We start from the raw sequence: 14,756 nt of genomic DNA, 5'->3' as shown, positions 1-14,756 counted from the left end.
GAGTCTCGAAATGGGGGGTCAGGGGGACAGCTCGGCTTGCAGTCTATCAAGTTCGTCGTCCCCGCATTGCAGCAGGTCGGCCAGGATCTCCCGCGCCTGGGACCCCAGGCCGGGACTGGGCCGGTAGGGGGGCGGTTCCTGGTCGAGGAATCGCAGCGGCGTGTCCGGCACCAGGATGCGGCCGTAGGCGGGATGGTCGATGTGGCGCAGCGCGCCGCGCGCATGCAGGTGCGGGTCGTCCACCACGTCCAGCAGCTCCTGTACCGGCGCGCAGGGCACGGTCCGCGCGCGCAGGCGGGCCAGCAGCTCGGCATTGCCCAGGCGCCGGGTGACGGCGCCCAGCGCCTCGTCCAGCTCGTCCATGTGGCGCGCGCGCGCATCGCGCGTGGCGTAGCGGGGATCGGCGGCCAGCGCGTCCAGGTCCAGCGCGGCCACCAGCGCGCGCCAGTGTTTTTCGTTGGTGGTGATGATGGCGACGTGGCCGTCGGCCGATGGATAGACGTTGTAGGGCGCCAACCCCATGCCGCCGTGCCGGTTGCCGGTGCGCTGCGGCCTGCGGTTGCCGCGGCGCAGTCCGCCCAGGTTGGAGGCCAGCGACGGATAGACCGCCTCCATCATCGAGACCTCCACGCGTCCGCCCGCGCCGGTGCGTTCGCGCCGCAGCAGGGCCGTGACGATGGCGCCGTACAGGTGGATGCCCGCCATGAAGTCGCATACGGCCGGGCCGGCCTTGACCGGATCGCCGTCCGGCTGGCCGGTGCTGCTCAGGACGCCCGACATGGCCTGCACCGCCAGGTCCATGGCGGGGTAGTCGCGATAGGGGCCGGTGCTGCCGTAGCCGGAGCTCGACGCGTAGATGAGCCGGGGGTTGGCCGCCATCAGCGATTCGGCGCCCAGTCCCAGCCGCTCCATGGCGCTGGGGGTGAAGTTCTCGACCAGCACGTCGGCGCGGGCGGCCAGCCGCCGCAGCACGGCGCGGCCGGTGTCGGTCTTCAGGTCCAGGCACAGCGAACGCTTGTTGGCGTTGAACATGGCGAACGGCACCGTCACCACGTCGTCGGGCAGTGTTTCGCGCTTGCGCAGGTGTTCGCCGCCGGGCGGCTCGATCTTGACGATGTCCGCGCCGGCCCGCGCCATCAGGAAGGTGGCGTAGGGGCCGTTGTAGATCTGGGTCAGGTCCAGCACCGTGATGCCGGCCAGGGGCTGGGGCATGCCGGCGCCCACGGGTGTACCCTCCTGCCGCTGCGCGACATCCTCCCCGTGAGAGGGCGCGCCGCCTCGGGGCGGCCGGGCGCGGGCACTCATGCGTGGCCCCCCTGCCCGGCGGGCTCGAAGCGCGCCACCGCGTAGTCGTCCTGGGCCTCGATCCGCAGGCGCAGCGGCATGTCGGCGCGCAGCGCCGGTTCGTCGCAAAGAACGTTGGAGATCATGCGCGGCCCTTCGTCCAGTTCCACGATGGCCACGTTGTAGGGCACGCGCGATTCGAAGGCCGGATGGTGGGCGCTGCGGTAGAGCACCCAACTGACGAGGCGTGCGCCGCCGGCCGCGGGCACGAAGCGGACGTCGTCGCTCAGGCAGTGCGGGCAGTGGTCGCGCGCCGGCAGCCAGCGGTGGCCTTGCCCGCATTGCTGGAACAGCAGCTCGCCGGCCTTCAGGCCATCCCAGAACGGGCGGTTGGTCTCGGTAATGTCGGGCTGGGGAAATTCGGTCATGGCTGGCTGCCTAGAATGAGCGTGCTGTGGGTGTGCATGGTGCCGCCCTGGTTGCTGACGAGGCAGGTGTCGGCGCCGGGCACCTGCAGCGTGGCCTGCCCGCGGATCTGCCGCACGCCCTCGATGACCAGCTGCATGCCGGGCATGCCGGTCTCGGACAGCAGGCCGCCGCTGGTGTTGAGCGGCAGGTCGCCGCCGGCCTCGATGCGGCCGTCGGCGACGAACCGGCCGCCTTCGCCCTTCTTGCAGAAGCCGTAGTCCTCCAGCGTCATCAGCGCGGTGATGGTGAAACAGTCGTAGATCTGAGCGACGTCGATGTCCTTGGGCGCGAGGCCGGCCATGGCGAAGGCGGTGCGGCCGGAGACGACCGCCTCGGTCGAAGTGAGCGTGGGCCGCTGCGCCACTTCCCACGAGGTCTGGCCCTGGCCGAAGCCCAGGATGGGGACGGCGTTCGGCACGCCCAGCGCGCGGGCGCGCGCCGCGCTCATCACGACCACCGCCGCGCCGCCGTCGGAGACCAGGCAGCAGTCGTCGCGGCGCAGCGGGTCGATCTGCATGGGCGAGGCCATGTAGTCGTCCAGGGAAATGGCGGCGCGCAATTGCGCGTTGGGATTGGCGGCGCCGTGGCGCCGGCAGGCCTTGGCGATGGCGCCGAGATCTTCGGGGCGCGTGCCGTGTTCGATCATGTGGCGGCGCTGGATCATCGCGTAGCCGGCGGCGGTGGAAAACCATCCGTACACGGCGTCGTCGCCGCGCGGCCGCGCGTAGACGGCGCGGTTGCCGGTGCGGGGGTTGTCCGCGTAGCAGACCAGGGCGGCTTCGCACTGGCCCGCCTCGATCGCCATGACGGCCTGGGAGATCAGCGCCACGTTGGCCGCGCCGCCCTGGTCCCAGGCCCCGCCCAGCTTCGGGCGCAGGCCCATGGCTTCGGCCAGTTTCTGGCCGTACATGAATTCGCGGGCCGAGGTCGGCACCTTGACGAACAGGGCGTCGATGATGTCCTTGCCGACGTTGGCATCGGCCAGTGCGTTGCGGCAGGCCTCGACATTCAGGCTGACGGTCGAGCGGCCGGGCAGCTTGCCGTAGCGGGTGTGGCCGATCCCGGCGATGACGTACTTTCCTCTCATGGGGTTTCCTGTGGCGTCAGCGCGCATTGAACCGGGCCGGACGCTTTTCCTTGAAGGCCTGGCGGCCTTCGGCGGCGTCTTCGGTGGCCGACAGCATGCGGTTGTACAACTGCTCCATGCGCAATCCGACGTTCAGGTCCATGCTGCCCGCGCGCAGGGCCAGTTCCTTGGCGGCCTGCACGGCCAGCGGGGCATTGGCGGCGATGCGCCCGGCGATTTTCAGGGCCTCGGACATCAACTGCGCGGGCTCGACCTGGCGGTTGATCAGGCCCCAGCGTTCGGCGGTGGCGGCGTCGAAGGCATCGCCGGTCAGCAGGAACTCCATGGCGATGGCGCGCGGCAACTGCTCGATCACGCGCTGCGTGCCGCCGTTGGCGGCGATCACCCCGCGCTTGACCTCGGACAGGCCGAAGGTCGCGTGCGGCACGGCCAGGCGGATATCGGTCGCCAGCAGCAGCGTCATGCCGCCGCCCAGGCAATAGCCGTTGACCGCGGCGATCACCGGCTTCCACATCTCCAGCCCGCGGTTGAGCAGCATGCCCTGCTGGGTCAGCCAGAACTCCGACAGCTGGGGCGGATTGCCGATGAAGGTCTTGAGGTCGGCGCCCGTGCTGAAGGATTTCTCGCCGGCGCCGGTGATGACGATGGCGCGCACGTCGGTGTCGTCGCGCATTTGCGCCCAGGCGTCGGACAGGCCCCGATAGTGCTCCGCGTCCATGGCGTTGAGCTTCTCGGGACGATTGATGGTGATGATGCCGACCCCGCGGTCGGTCTTCTGGGTGTCGATGGACATGGATGCTCCGGGGGGGGGGGGTTACTCGGGCTGGATGCCGGCTTTCTGGATGATCGAACCCCAGCGCCGGTTCTCCGAGTCCATGAAGTCGGCCAGTTCCTGGCGGCTGGTCCCCAGCGGCACCGCGTCCGATTCCAGGAAGTTGCGCTTCACGGTTTCGGTGCGCAGCGCATCGCGGAAGAGCTGGTTCAGGCGATCGACCACGGGATCGGGCGTGTCGCGCGGCGCCAGCACGACCAGCCACGAGCCCAGGTTGAAGTCCGCCAATCCGCTCTCTATAAGAGTGGGGGTTTCCTGCAGGTTGGGGGTGCGGGCCCGCCCGGTGGTCGCGATCGCCCGTACCTTGCCGCCCCGGATCAAGGGAGTGGCCGAGGTCGAGTCGGCGAAGATCAGGTCGATCCGCCCGCCGATCAGGTCGCCGATGGCCAGCGGGTTGCCCTTGTAGGGCACGTAGAGCATGTCGACGTGCTCGAGCTGCTTATAGAGTTCGGCGGCCACCCGCGAAGACGAGTTGCCGCTGCCGAAGGCCAGCGGTGTCTTGGCGGCGCGCGCGGCGCGGGTCAGGTCGGCGGCGCTGCGGATCGGCGAGTCGGCCCGTACCAGCAGCACCAGGGGGCCCTCCTTGAGCAAGGTGATGCCCTTGAAGTCCTGGACCGGGTCGTAGGGCGTGCGTTTGAACAGGAACTTGTTGGCCACGTGCGTATTGCTGGTCAGCAGCAGCGTGTAGCCGTCGGCCGGGGCGCGCATGACCTCTTCGGTGGCGATGAAGCCGTTGGCTCCCGCCTTGTTCTCCACGACCACCGTCTGCCCGGTGGCCCTGGTGATCTCCTGCGCCAGCACGCGGGCCGATCCGTCGGTGCCGCTGCCGGGCGGGAAGGGCACCAGGATGCGGATCTGGCGTTGGGGGAAATCGGCGGCGTGCGCCGCTGCGCCGGCACACGCGGCGACGGCGGCGATGCCCGCATACAGGACCTGGCGTATCCTCACGGAAGTCTCCTCGTTTTTAATAAGACCTAAAAGACTATATATGGACTTTTAGGCTTTTAAAACGAATGAATTCCTAGTGGAAACCCTGGGTTGGCCAACTCGAGTACCGCGCGGGGAGGCTGAGTTGACTTTCCTTTTTGGCTCCTTCATAATCTTTCGTTCCCCGGCGGAGGGGTGCCCGAGTGGTTAAAGGGGGCAGACTGTAAATCTGTTGGCCTTGCGCCTACATTGGTTCGAATCCAATCCCCTCCACCAAAAAGCTTTGCTTTCCGGTAGAAATTCGTGGGTGGACCCGCGACGTGGCCAGTAGCTTGGAGCGTGCTGTAACTCAAGCGGCTGGTCAAAATTTTGGCTGGAAGGTTTGGCGGCGGTGGGGTCCGCGGCAGTAGTGGCAGGCGGGTGTAGCTCAATGGTAGAGCAGAAGCCTTCCAAGCTTACGACGAGGGTTCGATTCCCTTCACCCGCTCCAACGAGGTCGTCGCAGGCGCCCGGGTTCCCGGTGAGTTGCCGGACGGTCCGGTAGTTGCAGTACAGAATTCGCCCATGTGGCTCAGTGGTAGAGCACTCCCTTGGTAAGGGAGAGGTCACGCGTTCGATCCGCGTCATGGGCACCAGTTTTTTTGCGGTTCCATCCGTTATAGCAGGCATCCAGAGGCGGGAGTCAGCCATGGCAAAAGGCAAGTTTGAGCGTACCAAGCCGCACGTGAACGTGGGCACGATCGGTCACGTTGACCACGGCAAGACGACGCTGACGGCGGCGATCACGACGGTGCTGTCGCGCCAGTTCGGCGGCGAGGCGAAGGCGTACGACCAGATCGACGCGGCGCCGGAAGAAAAGGCGCGGGGCATCACGATCAACACGGCGCACGTGGAATACGAGACGGCGACGCGCCACTACGCGCACGTTGATTGCCCGGGCCACGCGGACTACGTGAAGAACATGATCACGGGTGCCGCGCAGATGGACGGAGCGATCCTGGTGGTGTCGGCGGCCGATGGCCCGATGCCGCAGACGCGCGAGCACATCCTGCTGTCGCGCCAGGTTGGCGTGCCCTACATCATCGTGTTCCTGAACAAGGCTGACCTGGTTGACGACGCCGAGCTGCTGGAACTGGTGGAAATGGAAGTGCGGGAGCTGCTGAGCAAGTACGATTTCCCGGGCGACGACACCCCGATCGTGAAGGGTTCGGCACGCATGGCGCTGGAAGGCGACAAGGGCGAGCTGGGCGAGCCGGCGATCCTGCAGCTGGCGGCGGCGCTGGATTCGTACATCCCGACGCCCGAGCGCGCGGTCGATGGCGCGTTCCTGATGCCGGTGGAAGACGTGTTCTCGATCTCGGGTCGTGGCACGGTGGTGACGGGCCGTATCGAGCGGGGCGTGGTCAAGGTCGGCGAGGAAATCGAGATCGTCGGCATCAAGGACACGGTCAAGACGACGTGCACGGGCGTGGAAATGTTCCGCAAGCTGCTGGACCAGGGCCAGGCCGGTGACAACGTTGGTATCCTGCTGCGCGGCACCAAGCGTGAAGACGTCGAGCGGGGCCAGGTTCTGGCCAAGCCGGGTTCGATCACGCCGCACACGGAGTTCTCGGCCGAGGTGTACGTGCTGTCGAAGGAAGAAGGCGGCCGCCATACGCCGTTCTTCAACGGTTATCGTCCCCAGTTCTACTTCCGCACGACGGACGTGACGGGTACGATCGACCTGCCGAAGGACAAGGAAATGGTGCTGCCGGGCGACAACGTGTCGATCACGGTCAAGCTGCTGGCTCCGATCGCCATGGAAGAAGGCCTGCGTTTCGCCATCCGTGAAGGCGGTCGTACCGTCGGCGCCGGCGTCGTTGCCAAGATCATCAAGTAAGATCCTCACCCCGCGCTGGCGCGGGGTGTGTTGTAGTGAAGGTTAGCAGTTCCAGGGCCTCTCCTTAAGAATCCGGCCCTACCCAGGACGCCGTGGACCCGGCTCTGCCGGTCCGCCAGCGTCGCCCCTGGGGGAGCGCGAAGCGCGAGGGGGGGCTCCATTAGGGGAATAGCTCAATTGGCAGAGCGTCGGTCTCCAAAACCGAAGGTTGTGGGTTCGATTCCCTCTTCCCCTGCCACCTCTCCCGGAGCCATCGGGGTCTAGCCGGGGCTTCCAACAAAAGCCCGGCGCGGCGCCTCCAGCCCCGGTTGTTTTTGCAAGCACCGTCGCCGCCAGCAATGTCTGGCGCTGCCCGGACGAAAAGATGTCGAATCCAAACGTAGAAACCATAACTAGCACTGCCGACCGCATCAAGCTGGGCCTGGCCATCGCGGCGTTCGTCGCGGGGCTGGTGGGGTTCTACGCCTTGGCCAGCAGCCCCACGATCGCCCGGGTGGGCGTCATCGTCGCCGGTGTGGTCGTTGCCCTCGTGATTGCCTGGTTCAGCGAACCCGGGCGGCGCCTGGTCGCGTTCGGCCAGGATTCGGTTCAGGAAACGCGCAAGGTCGTATGGCCTTCCCGCAAGGAAACCATCCAGACCACGGTCGCAGTGTTCGCCTTCGTGGTGGTCATGGCACTGTTCCTGTGGCTTACGGATAAAACCATCGAGTGGGTGTTGTACGACCTCATTCTCGGTTGGAAATAACACGGCGGAAACAAGACGATGAGCAAACGTTGGTACGTTGTCCATGTCTATTCCGGCATGGAAAAAAGCGTCCAGAAGGCGCTGACGGAACGCATCGAGCGGGCCGCGCTGCAGACCTCCTTCGGTCGCATCCTGGTGCCCACGGAAGAGGTCATCGAGGTCAAGGGTGGCCAGAAGTCCATCACCGAGCGCCGTTTCTTCCCCGGCTACGTGCTGGTCGAGATGGACCTGACCGACGAAACCTGGCACCTGGTGAAGAACACCAACAAGGTGACGGGCTTCGTGGGCGGATCCGGCAATCGCCCCACGCCCATCCCCCAGCGCGAAGTCGACGATATCCTGTCGCAGATGGAAGAAGGCGTGGAGAAGCCGCGTCCCAAGATCCTCTTCGAAGTGGGCGAGATGGTCCGCATCAAGGAAGGTCCGTTCACCGACTTCAACGGCAACGTGGAAGACGTGAACTACGAAAAGAGCAAGCTGCGCGTGTCGGTCACGATTTTCGGGCGATCGACCCCGGTGGAACTCGATTTCAGTCAGGTCGAGAAGTCCTGATCAGATCTTTGGCCGGATGGGGCGCTACGGTCAGCGCCATCCGGCCCGCGGCGTTCGCGCCGCGGACAATCCCGACCGTCAACCCCGGGGAGCAGGCCTGAACGGCCTGCGAACGTACCCGCAAGGAGTCAAGCATGGCGAAGAAAATCGTCGGCTTCATCAAGCTGCAAGTGCCAGCTGGTAAAGCCAATCCCTCCCCCCCGATCGGTCCGGCGCTGGGTCAGCGCGGCCTGAACATCATGGAATTCTGCAAGGCGTTCAACGCCAAGACCCAGGGCATGGAGCCCGGTCTGCCGATTCCCGTGGTGATCACCGCCTACGCCGACAAGAGCTTCACCTTCGTGATGAAGTCGCCCCCGGCGACCATTCTCATCAAGAAGGCCGCGGGCATCCAGAAGGGTTCGCCCAAGCCCCATACCGACAAGGTTGGCTCGCTGACGCGCGCCCAGGTCGAGGAAATCGTCAAGACCAAGCAAGCCGATCTGACGGCTGCCGACATGGACGCCGCGGTCCGCACGATCGCCGGCAGCGCCCGCAGCATGGGCATCACGGTGGAGGGTCTGTAATCATGGCACGCTTGTCCAAACGTGTAACCGCGCTGCGCGCCAAGATCGACCGCAGCAAGCTGTATCCCGTCGCCGAAGCTCTGGCGCTGGTCAAGGAAACCGCGACCGCCAAGTTCGATGAATCCATCGACCTGGCCGTGCAGCTGGGCATCGACGCCAAGAAGTCCGACCAATTGGTCCGTGGCTCGGTGGTCCTGCCCGCCGGCACCGGCAAGTCGGTCCGCGTGGCCGTGTTCGCCCAGGGCGAGAAGGCCGAGGCCGCGAAGGCCGCCGGCGCCGACATCGTCGGCATGGAAGACCTGGCCGAGCGCATCAAGGCCGGCCAGATGGACTTCGACGTGGTCATCGCCTCGCCCGACACGATGCGTGTCGTCGGCGCGCTGGGCCAGATCCTGGGCCCGCGCGGCCTGATGCCGAACCCCAAGGTCGGCACCGTGACCCCCGACGTCGCCACCGCGGTCAAGAACGCGAAGGCTGGCCAGGTCCAGTACCGTACCGACAAGGCCGGGATCATCCACGCCACCATCGGTCGCGCTTCCTTCAACGTCGAGCAGCTGCAGAGCAACCTGCTCGCGCTGGTCGACGCGCTGAACAAGGCCCGTCCGACGACGGCCAAGGGTATTTACCTGCGCAAGCTGGCGGTGTCGTCCACCATGGGGGGCGGCGTCCGCGTGGACCAGGCCTCCCTGGCGGCCAGCCAGCAGTAATCGCAGGGCAACAGACTTTGGGCTGCACCGGGCGCGAGGCGATAGCCAAAAGCGCGGTGCTGCTGTCAAAGACCGCTGGAGTGAAACCGGAATCCCTGGCCCGCCAGGTACCCGGAGGATCTTAAAACCGCGACTCGCGGGCAGGCTGGAATGCTGCCCGCCCAAGCACGGATCCAGCGCAGACGGCGCTCCCAGGAAGAATTCTTTATCCAAAGAAATCGACCAGGTTCGCCGCATTCGGTTGACGCAAGGGGTGGTATCCCGAGCGTCTTATGATGGAGTGTTCAAACCGTGAGTCTCAATCGTCAAGAGAAAACGGTGGTCGTCGAAGAGATCTCGGCCCAAGTCGCCAAGGCTCAATCGATCGTTATCGCCGAATATCGTGGTCTGGACGTCGCTTCCGTCACCGTACTGCGCAAGCAAGCACGTGAATCGGGCGTTTACCTGCGTGTTCTGAAGAACACGCTGGCTCGCCGCGCTGTGGCCGGCACTCCCTTCGAGGGATTGTCGTCGCAGTTGGCCGGTCCGCTGATGTACGCCATCAGCGCCGATCCGGTCGCGGCCGCCAAGGTCCTGTCCACTTTTGCCAAAAGCAACGACAAGCTCGTTCTGAAGGGCGGTGCCCTGCCGAACAACGTCATGTCCGTCGATGGTGTCAAGGCCCTGGCCTCGCTGCCCTCGCGCGACGAATTGCTGGCGAAGTTGCTGGGTACCATGCAGGCACCCGTTGCGCAGTTTGTGCGTACGCTCAACGAAGTTCCGACCAAGTTCGTGCGTGGCCTCGCGGCCGTGCGGGACAAGCAGGCCGCTTAAGCGGCAAGGGGATGTTTCCCCTCGGAATTTCGCGATACGAAGCGACACCCAATACCTGGTATTAAATTCATTGGAGTTTTAAACAAAATGGCACTTAGCAAAGCTGAAATCATCGAAGCCATCGCCGGCCTGACCGTCCTGGAACTGTCGGAACTGATCAAGGATCTGGAAGACAAGTTCGGCGTGTCGGCTGCTGCCGCCGCCGTGGCCGTTGCCGCCCCCGCCGCTGGCGCTGGCGCTGCCGCCGCTGCTGAAGAGCAGACCGAGTTCAACGTGATCCTGGCCGAAGTCGGCGCCAACAAGGTCAACGTCATCAAGGCCGTGCGCGAACTGACCGGCCTGGGCCTGAAGGAAGCCAAGGACCTGGTCGACGGCGCTCCGAAGCCTGTCAAGGAAGCGGTTTCCAAGGCCGACGCCGAAGCCGCCAAGAAGAAGCTCGAAGAAGCCGGTGCCAAGGTCGAAGTCAAGTAATTCGATCTTTGCCGGTACCCGGTGGCCGCTAAACAACGGCCTCCGGGTTTTTGCGTTTTTGGAAAAGGGCTTTTAAAGCCTGTTTTCCGTGGCAATACGGCCGGTCCGCGCAGCTGTGCGCGCACGGATCGGGCGACGGATTTCCGGTGCGCAGGTGGGGATGATGCCGCCTGCGGACCAGAAACCCGTGCCGGGGAGCCCGGCAGGGGGGCACCGGCCCAGCCGGCGGGTTGCCCCATTTAGATTTCGAAGTCGTATTTTAGGACCACTACCCGTGGTTCGTGCAACCTGAGTCGGAGTGCTCATGCCCTACTCGTTCACCGAAAAGAAGCGCATCCGCAAGAGCTTCGCCAAGCGCGAGGACGTGCAAATCGTTCCTTTCCTGCTGGCAACCCAGCTCGAGTCCTATCGTACCTTTCTGCAGTCGGACACCGCACCCCTGCAGCGCAAGGAAGAAGGGCTGCAAGCCGCATTCTCCTCGATCTTCCCCATCGTCAGCCACAACCAGATGGCCAGGCTGGAATTCGTCAGCTACGTGCTGGGCGAGCCCGCCTTCGACGTACGCGAATGCCAGCAGCGTGGACTGACTTTCGCATCGCCCCTGCGCGCCAAGGTGCGCCTGGTCCTGCTCGATCGCGAGGCCAGCAAACCCACCGTCAAGGAAGTGAAGGAACAGGAAGTCTACATGGGCGAAATCCCGCTCATGACTTCCACCGGATCGTTCGTCATCAACGGTACCGAGCGGGTCATCGTCTCGCAGCTGCACCGTTCGCCGGGCGTGTTCTTCGAGCACGACCGCGGCAAGACCCACAGCTCCGGCAAGCTGCTGTTCTCGGCCCGCGTGATTCCCTACCGCGGCTCGTGGCTGGACTTCGAGTTCGACCCCAAGGACATCCTGTTCTTCCGTGTCGACCGCCGCCGCAAGATGCCCGTGACCATCCTGCTCAAGGCCATCGGCATGACGCCCGAGAGCATCCTGGCGCATTTCTTCTCGTTCGACAGCTTCGAGCTGGCGAGCGAGGGCGGCCTGATGGAATTCGTGCCCGACCGCTGGAAGGGTGAAGTCGCGCGCTTCGACATCAACGACAAGTCCGGCAGCGTCATCGTCGCCAAGGACAAGCGCATCAACGCCAAGCACATCCGCGACCTGGTGGCCGCGGAGACCAAGCGCATCTCGGTGCCGGAAGACTTCCTGCTGGGCCGCGCGCTGGCCCGCAACGTCGTCGATCCGGAAACCGGCGAGATCGTGGCGCACGCCAACGAAGAGCTGACCGAAGCGCTGCTGAACAAGCTGCGCGAGAACAACGTGCGCGAGATCCAGACGCTCTACACGAACGACCTGGACCAGGGCCCGTACATCTCGCAGACGCTGCGCGTGGACGAAACCACTGACCAGACCGCCGCGCGCGTGGCGATCTACCGCATGATGCGCCCCGGCGAGCCTCCTACCGAGGAAGCGGTCGAGGCCCTGTTCCAGCGCCTGTTCTTCAACGAGGAAACCTACGATCTGTCGCGCGTGGGCCGCATGAAGGTCAACAGCCGCCTGGGTCGCGGCAACGACATCACGGGCGCGATGACGCTCAGCAACGAGGACATCCTCGACACCATCAAGGTGCTGGTCGAGCTGCGCAACGGCCGCGGCGAGATCGACGACATCGATCACCTGGGCAACCGCCGCGTGCGCTGCGTGGGCGAATTGGCCGAGAACCAGTTCCGCGCGGGCCTGGTGCGTGTCGAGCGCGCCGTCAAGGAACGCCTGGGCCAGGCCGAGGCCGAAAACCTGATGCCGCACGACCTGATCAACTCCAAGCCGATCTCGGCCGCCATCAAGGAGTTCTTCGGTTCGAGCCAGCTGTCGCAGTTCATGGACCAGACCAACCCGCTGTCCGAGATCACGCACAAGCGCCGCGTCTCGGCCCTGGGCCCCGGCGGCCTGACGCGCGAGCGCGCCGGCTTCGAGGTGCGCGACGTGCACCCGACCCACTACGGCCGTGTCTGCCCCATCGAAACGCCTGAAGGCCCGAACATCGGCCTGATCAACTCGATGGCCCTGTACGCCCGCCTGAACGAATACGGTTTCCTGGAGACGCCGTACCGCAAGGTCGTGGACAGCAAGGTCAGCGACCAGATCGAGTACCTGTCGGCCATCGAGGAAAGCCGCTACGTGATCGCGCAGGCGAACGCCACGCTCGACGACGAAGGCCATTTCATGGACGACCTGGTGGCCTGCCGCCAGGCCGGCGAGACCATGCTGACCGCCGCCGAGAACGTCCACTACATGGACGTGGCGCCGTCGCAGATCGTGTCCGTGGCCGCTTCGCTGATCCCGTTCCTGGAGCATGACGACGCGAACCGCGCGCTGATGGGCTCGAACATGCAGCGCCAGGCCGTGCCCTGCCTGCGTCCCGAGAAGCCCGTGGTCGGCACCGGCATCGAGCGCACCGTGGCGGTCGATTCCGGCACCACCGTGCAGGCGCTCCGTGGCGGCCTGGTCGACTATGTCGACGCCGAGCGCGTCGTGATCCGGGTCAACGATGACGAAAACGCCGCCGGCGAAGTGGGCGTCGACATCTACAACCTGATCAAGTACACCCGTTCCAACCAGAACACCAACATCAACCAGCGCCCCATCGTGCGCCGCGGCGACATCATCGCCCGGGGCGACGTGCTGGCCGATGGCGCCTCCAGCGACCTGGGCGAACTCGCCCTGGGCCAGAACATGCTGGTCGCGTTCATGCCCTGGAACGGCTACAACTTCGAGGACTCGATCCTGATGTCGGAGCGCGTGGTGGCCAATGACCGCTACACCTCCATCCACATCGAGGAACTGACGGTCGTCGCCCGCGACACCAAGCTGGGCTCGGAAGAAATCACGCGCGACATCAGCAACCTGTCCGAAGGCCAGCTGAACCGCCTGGACGAATCCGGCATCGTCTACATCGGCGCCGAAGTCGAGGCGGGCGACGTGCTGGTCGGCAAGGTCACGCCCAAGGGCGAAACCCAGCTGACCCCGGAAGAGAAGCTGCTGCGCGCGATCTTCGGCGAAAAAGCCTCCGACGTGAAGGACACCTCGCTGCGCGTGCCCTCGGGCATGGTCGGCACCGTCATCGACGTGCAGGTGTTCACGCGCGAGGGCATCGTGCGCGACAAGCGTGCCCAGTCCATCATCGACGATGAGCTCAAGCGCTATCGCCAGGACCTGAACGACCAGCTGCGTATCGTGGAAAACGATACCTTCGACCGTATCGAGAAATCGCTGGTCGGCAAAGTCGTCAACGGCGGCCCGCGCAAGCTGGCCAAGGGCGCGGCGATCGCCAAGTCCTACCTGGCCGAGCTGGACCGCTGGCAGTGGTTCGACATCCGCCTGGCCGACGAAGGCGCGGCCACCGCGCTGGAGCAGGCCAAGGAGTCGATCGAGCAGAAGCGCCACCAGTTCGATCTCGCCTTCGAAGAGAAGCGCAAGAAGCTGACCCAGGGCGACGAGCTGCCCCCGGGCGTGCTGAAGATGGTCAAGGTCTATCTGGCCGTCAAGCGCCGCCTGCAGCCTGGCGACAAGATGGCCGGCCGTCACGGCAACAAGGGCGTGGTCTCGAAGATCACCCCGGTGGAAGACATGCCGCACATGGCCGACGGCACGCCCGTCGACATCGTGCTGAACCCGCTGGGCGTGCCCTCGCGGATGAACGTGGGCCAGGTTCTGGAAGTGCACCTGGGCTGGGCCGCCAAGGGCCTGGGCCAGCGCTTCAACGAAATGCTGGCCGAAGCGCGCAAGGTCGAAGTGGCCAAGGTGCGCGAGTTCGTCGGCAAGGTCTACAACACCACCGGCACGGCTGCCCACCTGGAAGAGCTGGATGACGACGCGGTGATCGAGCTGGCGCAGAACCTGCGCAACGGCGTGCCGTTCGCGACGCCGGTGTTCGACGGCGCCTCGGAAGACGACATCCGCGCGATGCTCGACCTGGCCTATCCGGATGAGCTGGCCGAGAGCCTCAAGCTGACCAACTCCAAGACCCAGGCCTATCTGTACGACGGCCGCACCGGCGAGATGTTCGAGCGTCCGGTCACGGTGGGCTACATGCACATGCTGAAGCTGCACCACTTGGTCGACGACAAGATGCACGCCCGTTCGACCGGCCCGTACTCGTTGGTGACCCAGCAGCCGCTGGGCGGCAAGGCGCAGTTCGGCGGCCAGCGCTTCGGGGAAATGGAAGTGTGGGCGCTGGAAGCCTACGGTGCCTCGTATGTGCTGCAGGAAATGCTGACCGTGAAGTCCGACGATGTGAACGGCCGTACCAAGGTGTACGAGAACATCGTCAAGGGCGACCACGTGATCGACGCCGGCATGCCCGAGTCGTTCAACGTGCTGGTCAAGGAAATCCGGTCGCTCGGGATCGACATGGACCTCGAGCGTAACTGATAGGAGTC

Annotated in this window: 13 protein-coding genes and 4 tRNA genes; 12 read left to right on the top strand and 5 right to left on the bottom strand. The window is 65.3% G+C overall.

The genetic code is table 11. The features are described 5' to 3' along the window. Window positions 1-18: 18 nt before the first annotated feature. The 5 genes from AC1Q6E_RS00570 to AC1Q6E_RS00550 are packed head-to-tail and all read right to left on the bottom strand — an operon-like array spanning window position 19 to window position 4,619. Window positions 19-1,305 carry a CaiB/BaiF CoA transferase family protein gene (locus AC1Q6E_RS00570; RefSeq protein WP_492572029.1) on the bottom strand — a complete coding sequence of 429 codons (1,287 nt, stop codon included), beginning with the start codon at window positions 1,303-1,305 and terminating at the stop codon, window positions 19-21. After that, the gene (locus tag AC1Q6E_RS00565; protein ID WP_296554806.1) at window positions 1,302-1,712 is read right to left on the bottom strand and encodes a Zn-ribbon domain-containing OB-fold protein; all 411 of its coding nucleotides are present in this window, start codon (window positions 1,710-1,712) and stop codon (window positions 1,302-1,304) included. The genes AC1Q6E_RS00570 and AC1Q6E_RS00565 overlap by 4 nt, the downstream gene beginning before the upstream one ends. Next, a complete protein-coding gene (locus AC1Q6E_RS00560) occupies window positions 1,709-2,839 on the bottom strand; it encodes a thiolase family protein (protein WP_296554808.1) in 1,131 nt (376 codons plus the stop codon). The genes AC1Q6E_RS00565 and AC1Q6E_RS00560 overlap by 4 nt, the downstream gene beginning before the upstream one ends. 16 nt (window positions 2,840-2,855) lie before the next feature. Next, the gene (locus tag AC1Q6E_RS00555) at window positions 2,856-3,632 is read right to left on the bottom strand and encodes an enoyl-CoA hydratase/isomerase family protein (protein ID WP_152793520.1); all 777 of its coding nucleotides are present in this window, start codon (window positions 3,630-3,632) and stop codon (window positions 2,856-2,858) included. 21 nt (window positions 3,633-3,653) lie between these two features. Next, a complete protein-coding gene (locus AC1Q6E_RS00550) occupies window positions 3,654-4,619 on the bottom strand; it encodes a Bug family tripartite tricarboxylate transporter substrate binding protein (RefSeq protein ID WP_152793519.1) in 966 nt (321 codons plus the stop codon). A 168-nt stretch (window positions 4,620-4,787) separates the two neighbouring features. On the opposite strand from AC1Q6E_RS00550, the gene AC1Q6E_RS00545 reads away from it, so the two are divergent. The 12 genes from AC1Q6E_RS00545 (at window position 4,788) to rpoB (ending at window position 14,748) form a co-directional block, all read left to right on the top strand. Then, a tRNA-Tyr gene (locus tag AC1Q6E_RS00545) sits at window positions 4,788-4,874 on the top strand. A 140-nt stretch (window positions 4,875-5,014) separates the two neighbouring features. Then, window positions 5,015-5,088: transfer RNA gene (locus AC1Q6E_RS00540), tRNA-Gly, on the top strand. Between the two features lie 70 nt (window positions 5,089-5,158). Then, a tRNA-Thr gene (locus AC1Q6E_RS00535) sits at window positions 5,159-5,233 on the top strand. Window positions 5,234-5,286: 53 nt separating this feature from the next. Next, window positions 5,287-6,477 carry an elongation factor Tu gene (tuf, locus tag AC1Q6E_RS00530; RefSeq protein WP_492572028.1) on the top strand — a complete coding sequence of 397 codons (1,191 nt, stop codon included), beginning with the start codon at window positions 5,287-5,289 and terminating at the stop codon, window positions 6,475-6,477. Between the two features lie 162 nt (window positions 6,478-6,639). Beyond that, window positions 6,640-6,715 (top strand) — tRNA-Trp (locus AC1Q6E_RS00525). A gap of 126 nt (window positions 6,716-6,841) precedes the next feature. Next, complete coding sequence (secE, locus tag AC1Q6E_RS00520) at window positions 6,842-7,222, top strand: preprotein translocase subunit SecE (RefSeq protein ID WP_152793517.1); 381 nt, start codon at window positions 6,842-6,844, stop codon at window positions 7,220-7,222. A gap of 18 nt (window positions 7,223-7,240) precedes the next feature. Continuing rightward, complete coding sequence (gene nusG / locus AC1Q6E_RS00515; RefSeq protein WP_124687571.1) at window positions 7,241-7,774, top strand: transcription termination/antitermination protein NusG; 534 nt, start codon at window positions 7,241-7,243, stop codon at window positions 7,772-7,774. Window positions 7,775-7,908: 134 nt separating this feature from the next. After that, window positions 7,909-8,340, top strand: a complete 432-nt coding sequence (gene rplK, locus AC1Q6E_RS00510) for a 50S ribosomal protein L11 (RefSeq protein WP_152793516.1) — start codon at window positions 7,909-7,911, stop codon at window positions 8,338-8,340. A 2-nt stretch (window positions 8,341-8,342) separates the two neighbouring features. Then, on the top strand, window positions 8,343-9,047 hold the full coding sequence (rplA, locus tag AC1Q6E_RS00505; RefSeq protein ID WP_152793515.1) for a 50S ribosomal protein L1: 705 nt from the start codon (window positions 8,343-8,345) through the stop codon (window positions 9,045-9,047). A 291-nt stretch (window positions 9,048-9,338) separates the two neighbouring features. After that, a complete protein-coding gene (gene rplJ / locus AC1Q6E_RS00500; protein ID WP_296558585.1) occupies window positions 9,339-9,860 on the top strand; it encodes a 50S ribosomal protein L10 in 522 nt (173 codons plus the stop codon). 87 nt (window positions 9,861-9,947) lie between these two features. After that, on the top strand, window positions 9,948-10,331 hold the full coding sequence (rplL, locus tag AC1Q6E_RS00495) for a 50S ribosomal protein L7/L12 (protein ID WP_152793514.1): 384 nt from the start codon (window positions 9,948-9,950) through the stop codon (window positions 10,329-10,331). 304 nt (window positions 10,332-10,635) lie between these two features. After that, window positions 10,636-14,748, top strand: coding sequence for a DNA-directed RNA polymerase subunit beta (gene rpoB, locus AC1Q6E_RS00490; protein WP_152793513.1), 4,113 nt, complete (start codon window positions 10,636-10,638; stop codon window positions 14,746-14,748). The last annotated feature ends 8 nt before the right edge of the window (window positions 14,749-14,756 follow it).

This window comes from Pigmentiphaga sp. MLSB6-MA01, from assembly GCF_058793475.1.
This window is presented reverse-complemented; position numbering and strand designations above follow the sequence as displayed.

Bases quoted from the DNA above. Each gene is read 5' to 3' on its own strand.
- AC1Q6E_RS00565 (WP_296554806.1), bottom strand. From the start codon at position 1,712: ATGACCGAATTTCCCCAGCCCGACATTACCGAGACCAACCGCCCGTTC.
- AC1Q6E_RS00570 (WP_492572029.1), bottom strand. From the start codon at position 1,305: ATGAGTGCCCGCGCCCGGCCGCCCCGAGGCGGCGCGCCCTCTCACGGG.
- rplL (WP_152793514.1), top strand. From the start codon at position 9,948: ATGGCACTTAGCAAAGCTGAAATCATCGAAGCCATCGCCGGCCTGACC.
- AC1Q6E_RS00560 (WP_296554808.1), bottom strand. From the start codon at position 2,839: ATGAGAGGAAAGTACGTCATCGCCGGGATCGGCCACACCCGCTACGGC.
- tuf (WP_492572028.1), top strand. From the start codon at position 5,287: ATGGCAAAAGGCAAGTTTGAGCGTACCAAGCCGCACGTGAACGTGGGC.
- rplK (WP_152793516.1), top strand. From the start codon at position 7,909: ATGGCGAAGAAAATCGTCGGCTTCATCAAGCTGCAAGTGCCAGCTGGT.
- AC1Q6E_RS00555 (WP_152793520.1), bottom strand. From the start codon at position 3,632: ATGTCCATCGACACCCAGAAGACCGACCGCGGGGTCGGCATCATCACC.
- secE (WP_152793517.1), top strand. From the start codon at position 6,842: ATGTCGAATCCAAACGTAGAAACCATAACTAGCACTGCCGACCGCATC.
- nusG (WP_124687571.1), top strand. From the start codon at position 7,241: ATGAGCAAACGTTGGTACGTTGTCCATGTCTATTCCGGCATGGAAAAA.
- rpoB (WP_152793513.1), top strand. From the start codon at position 10,636: ATGCCCTACTCGTTCACCGAAAAGAAGCGCATCCGCAAGAGCTTCGCC.
- rplA (WP_152793515.1), top strand. From the start codon at position 8,343: ATGGCACGCTTGTCCAAACGTGTAACCGCGCTGCGCGCCAAGATCGAC.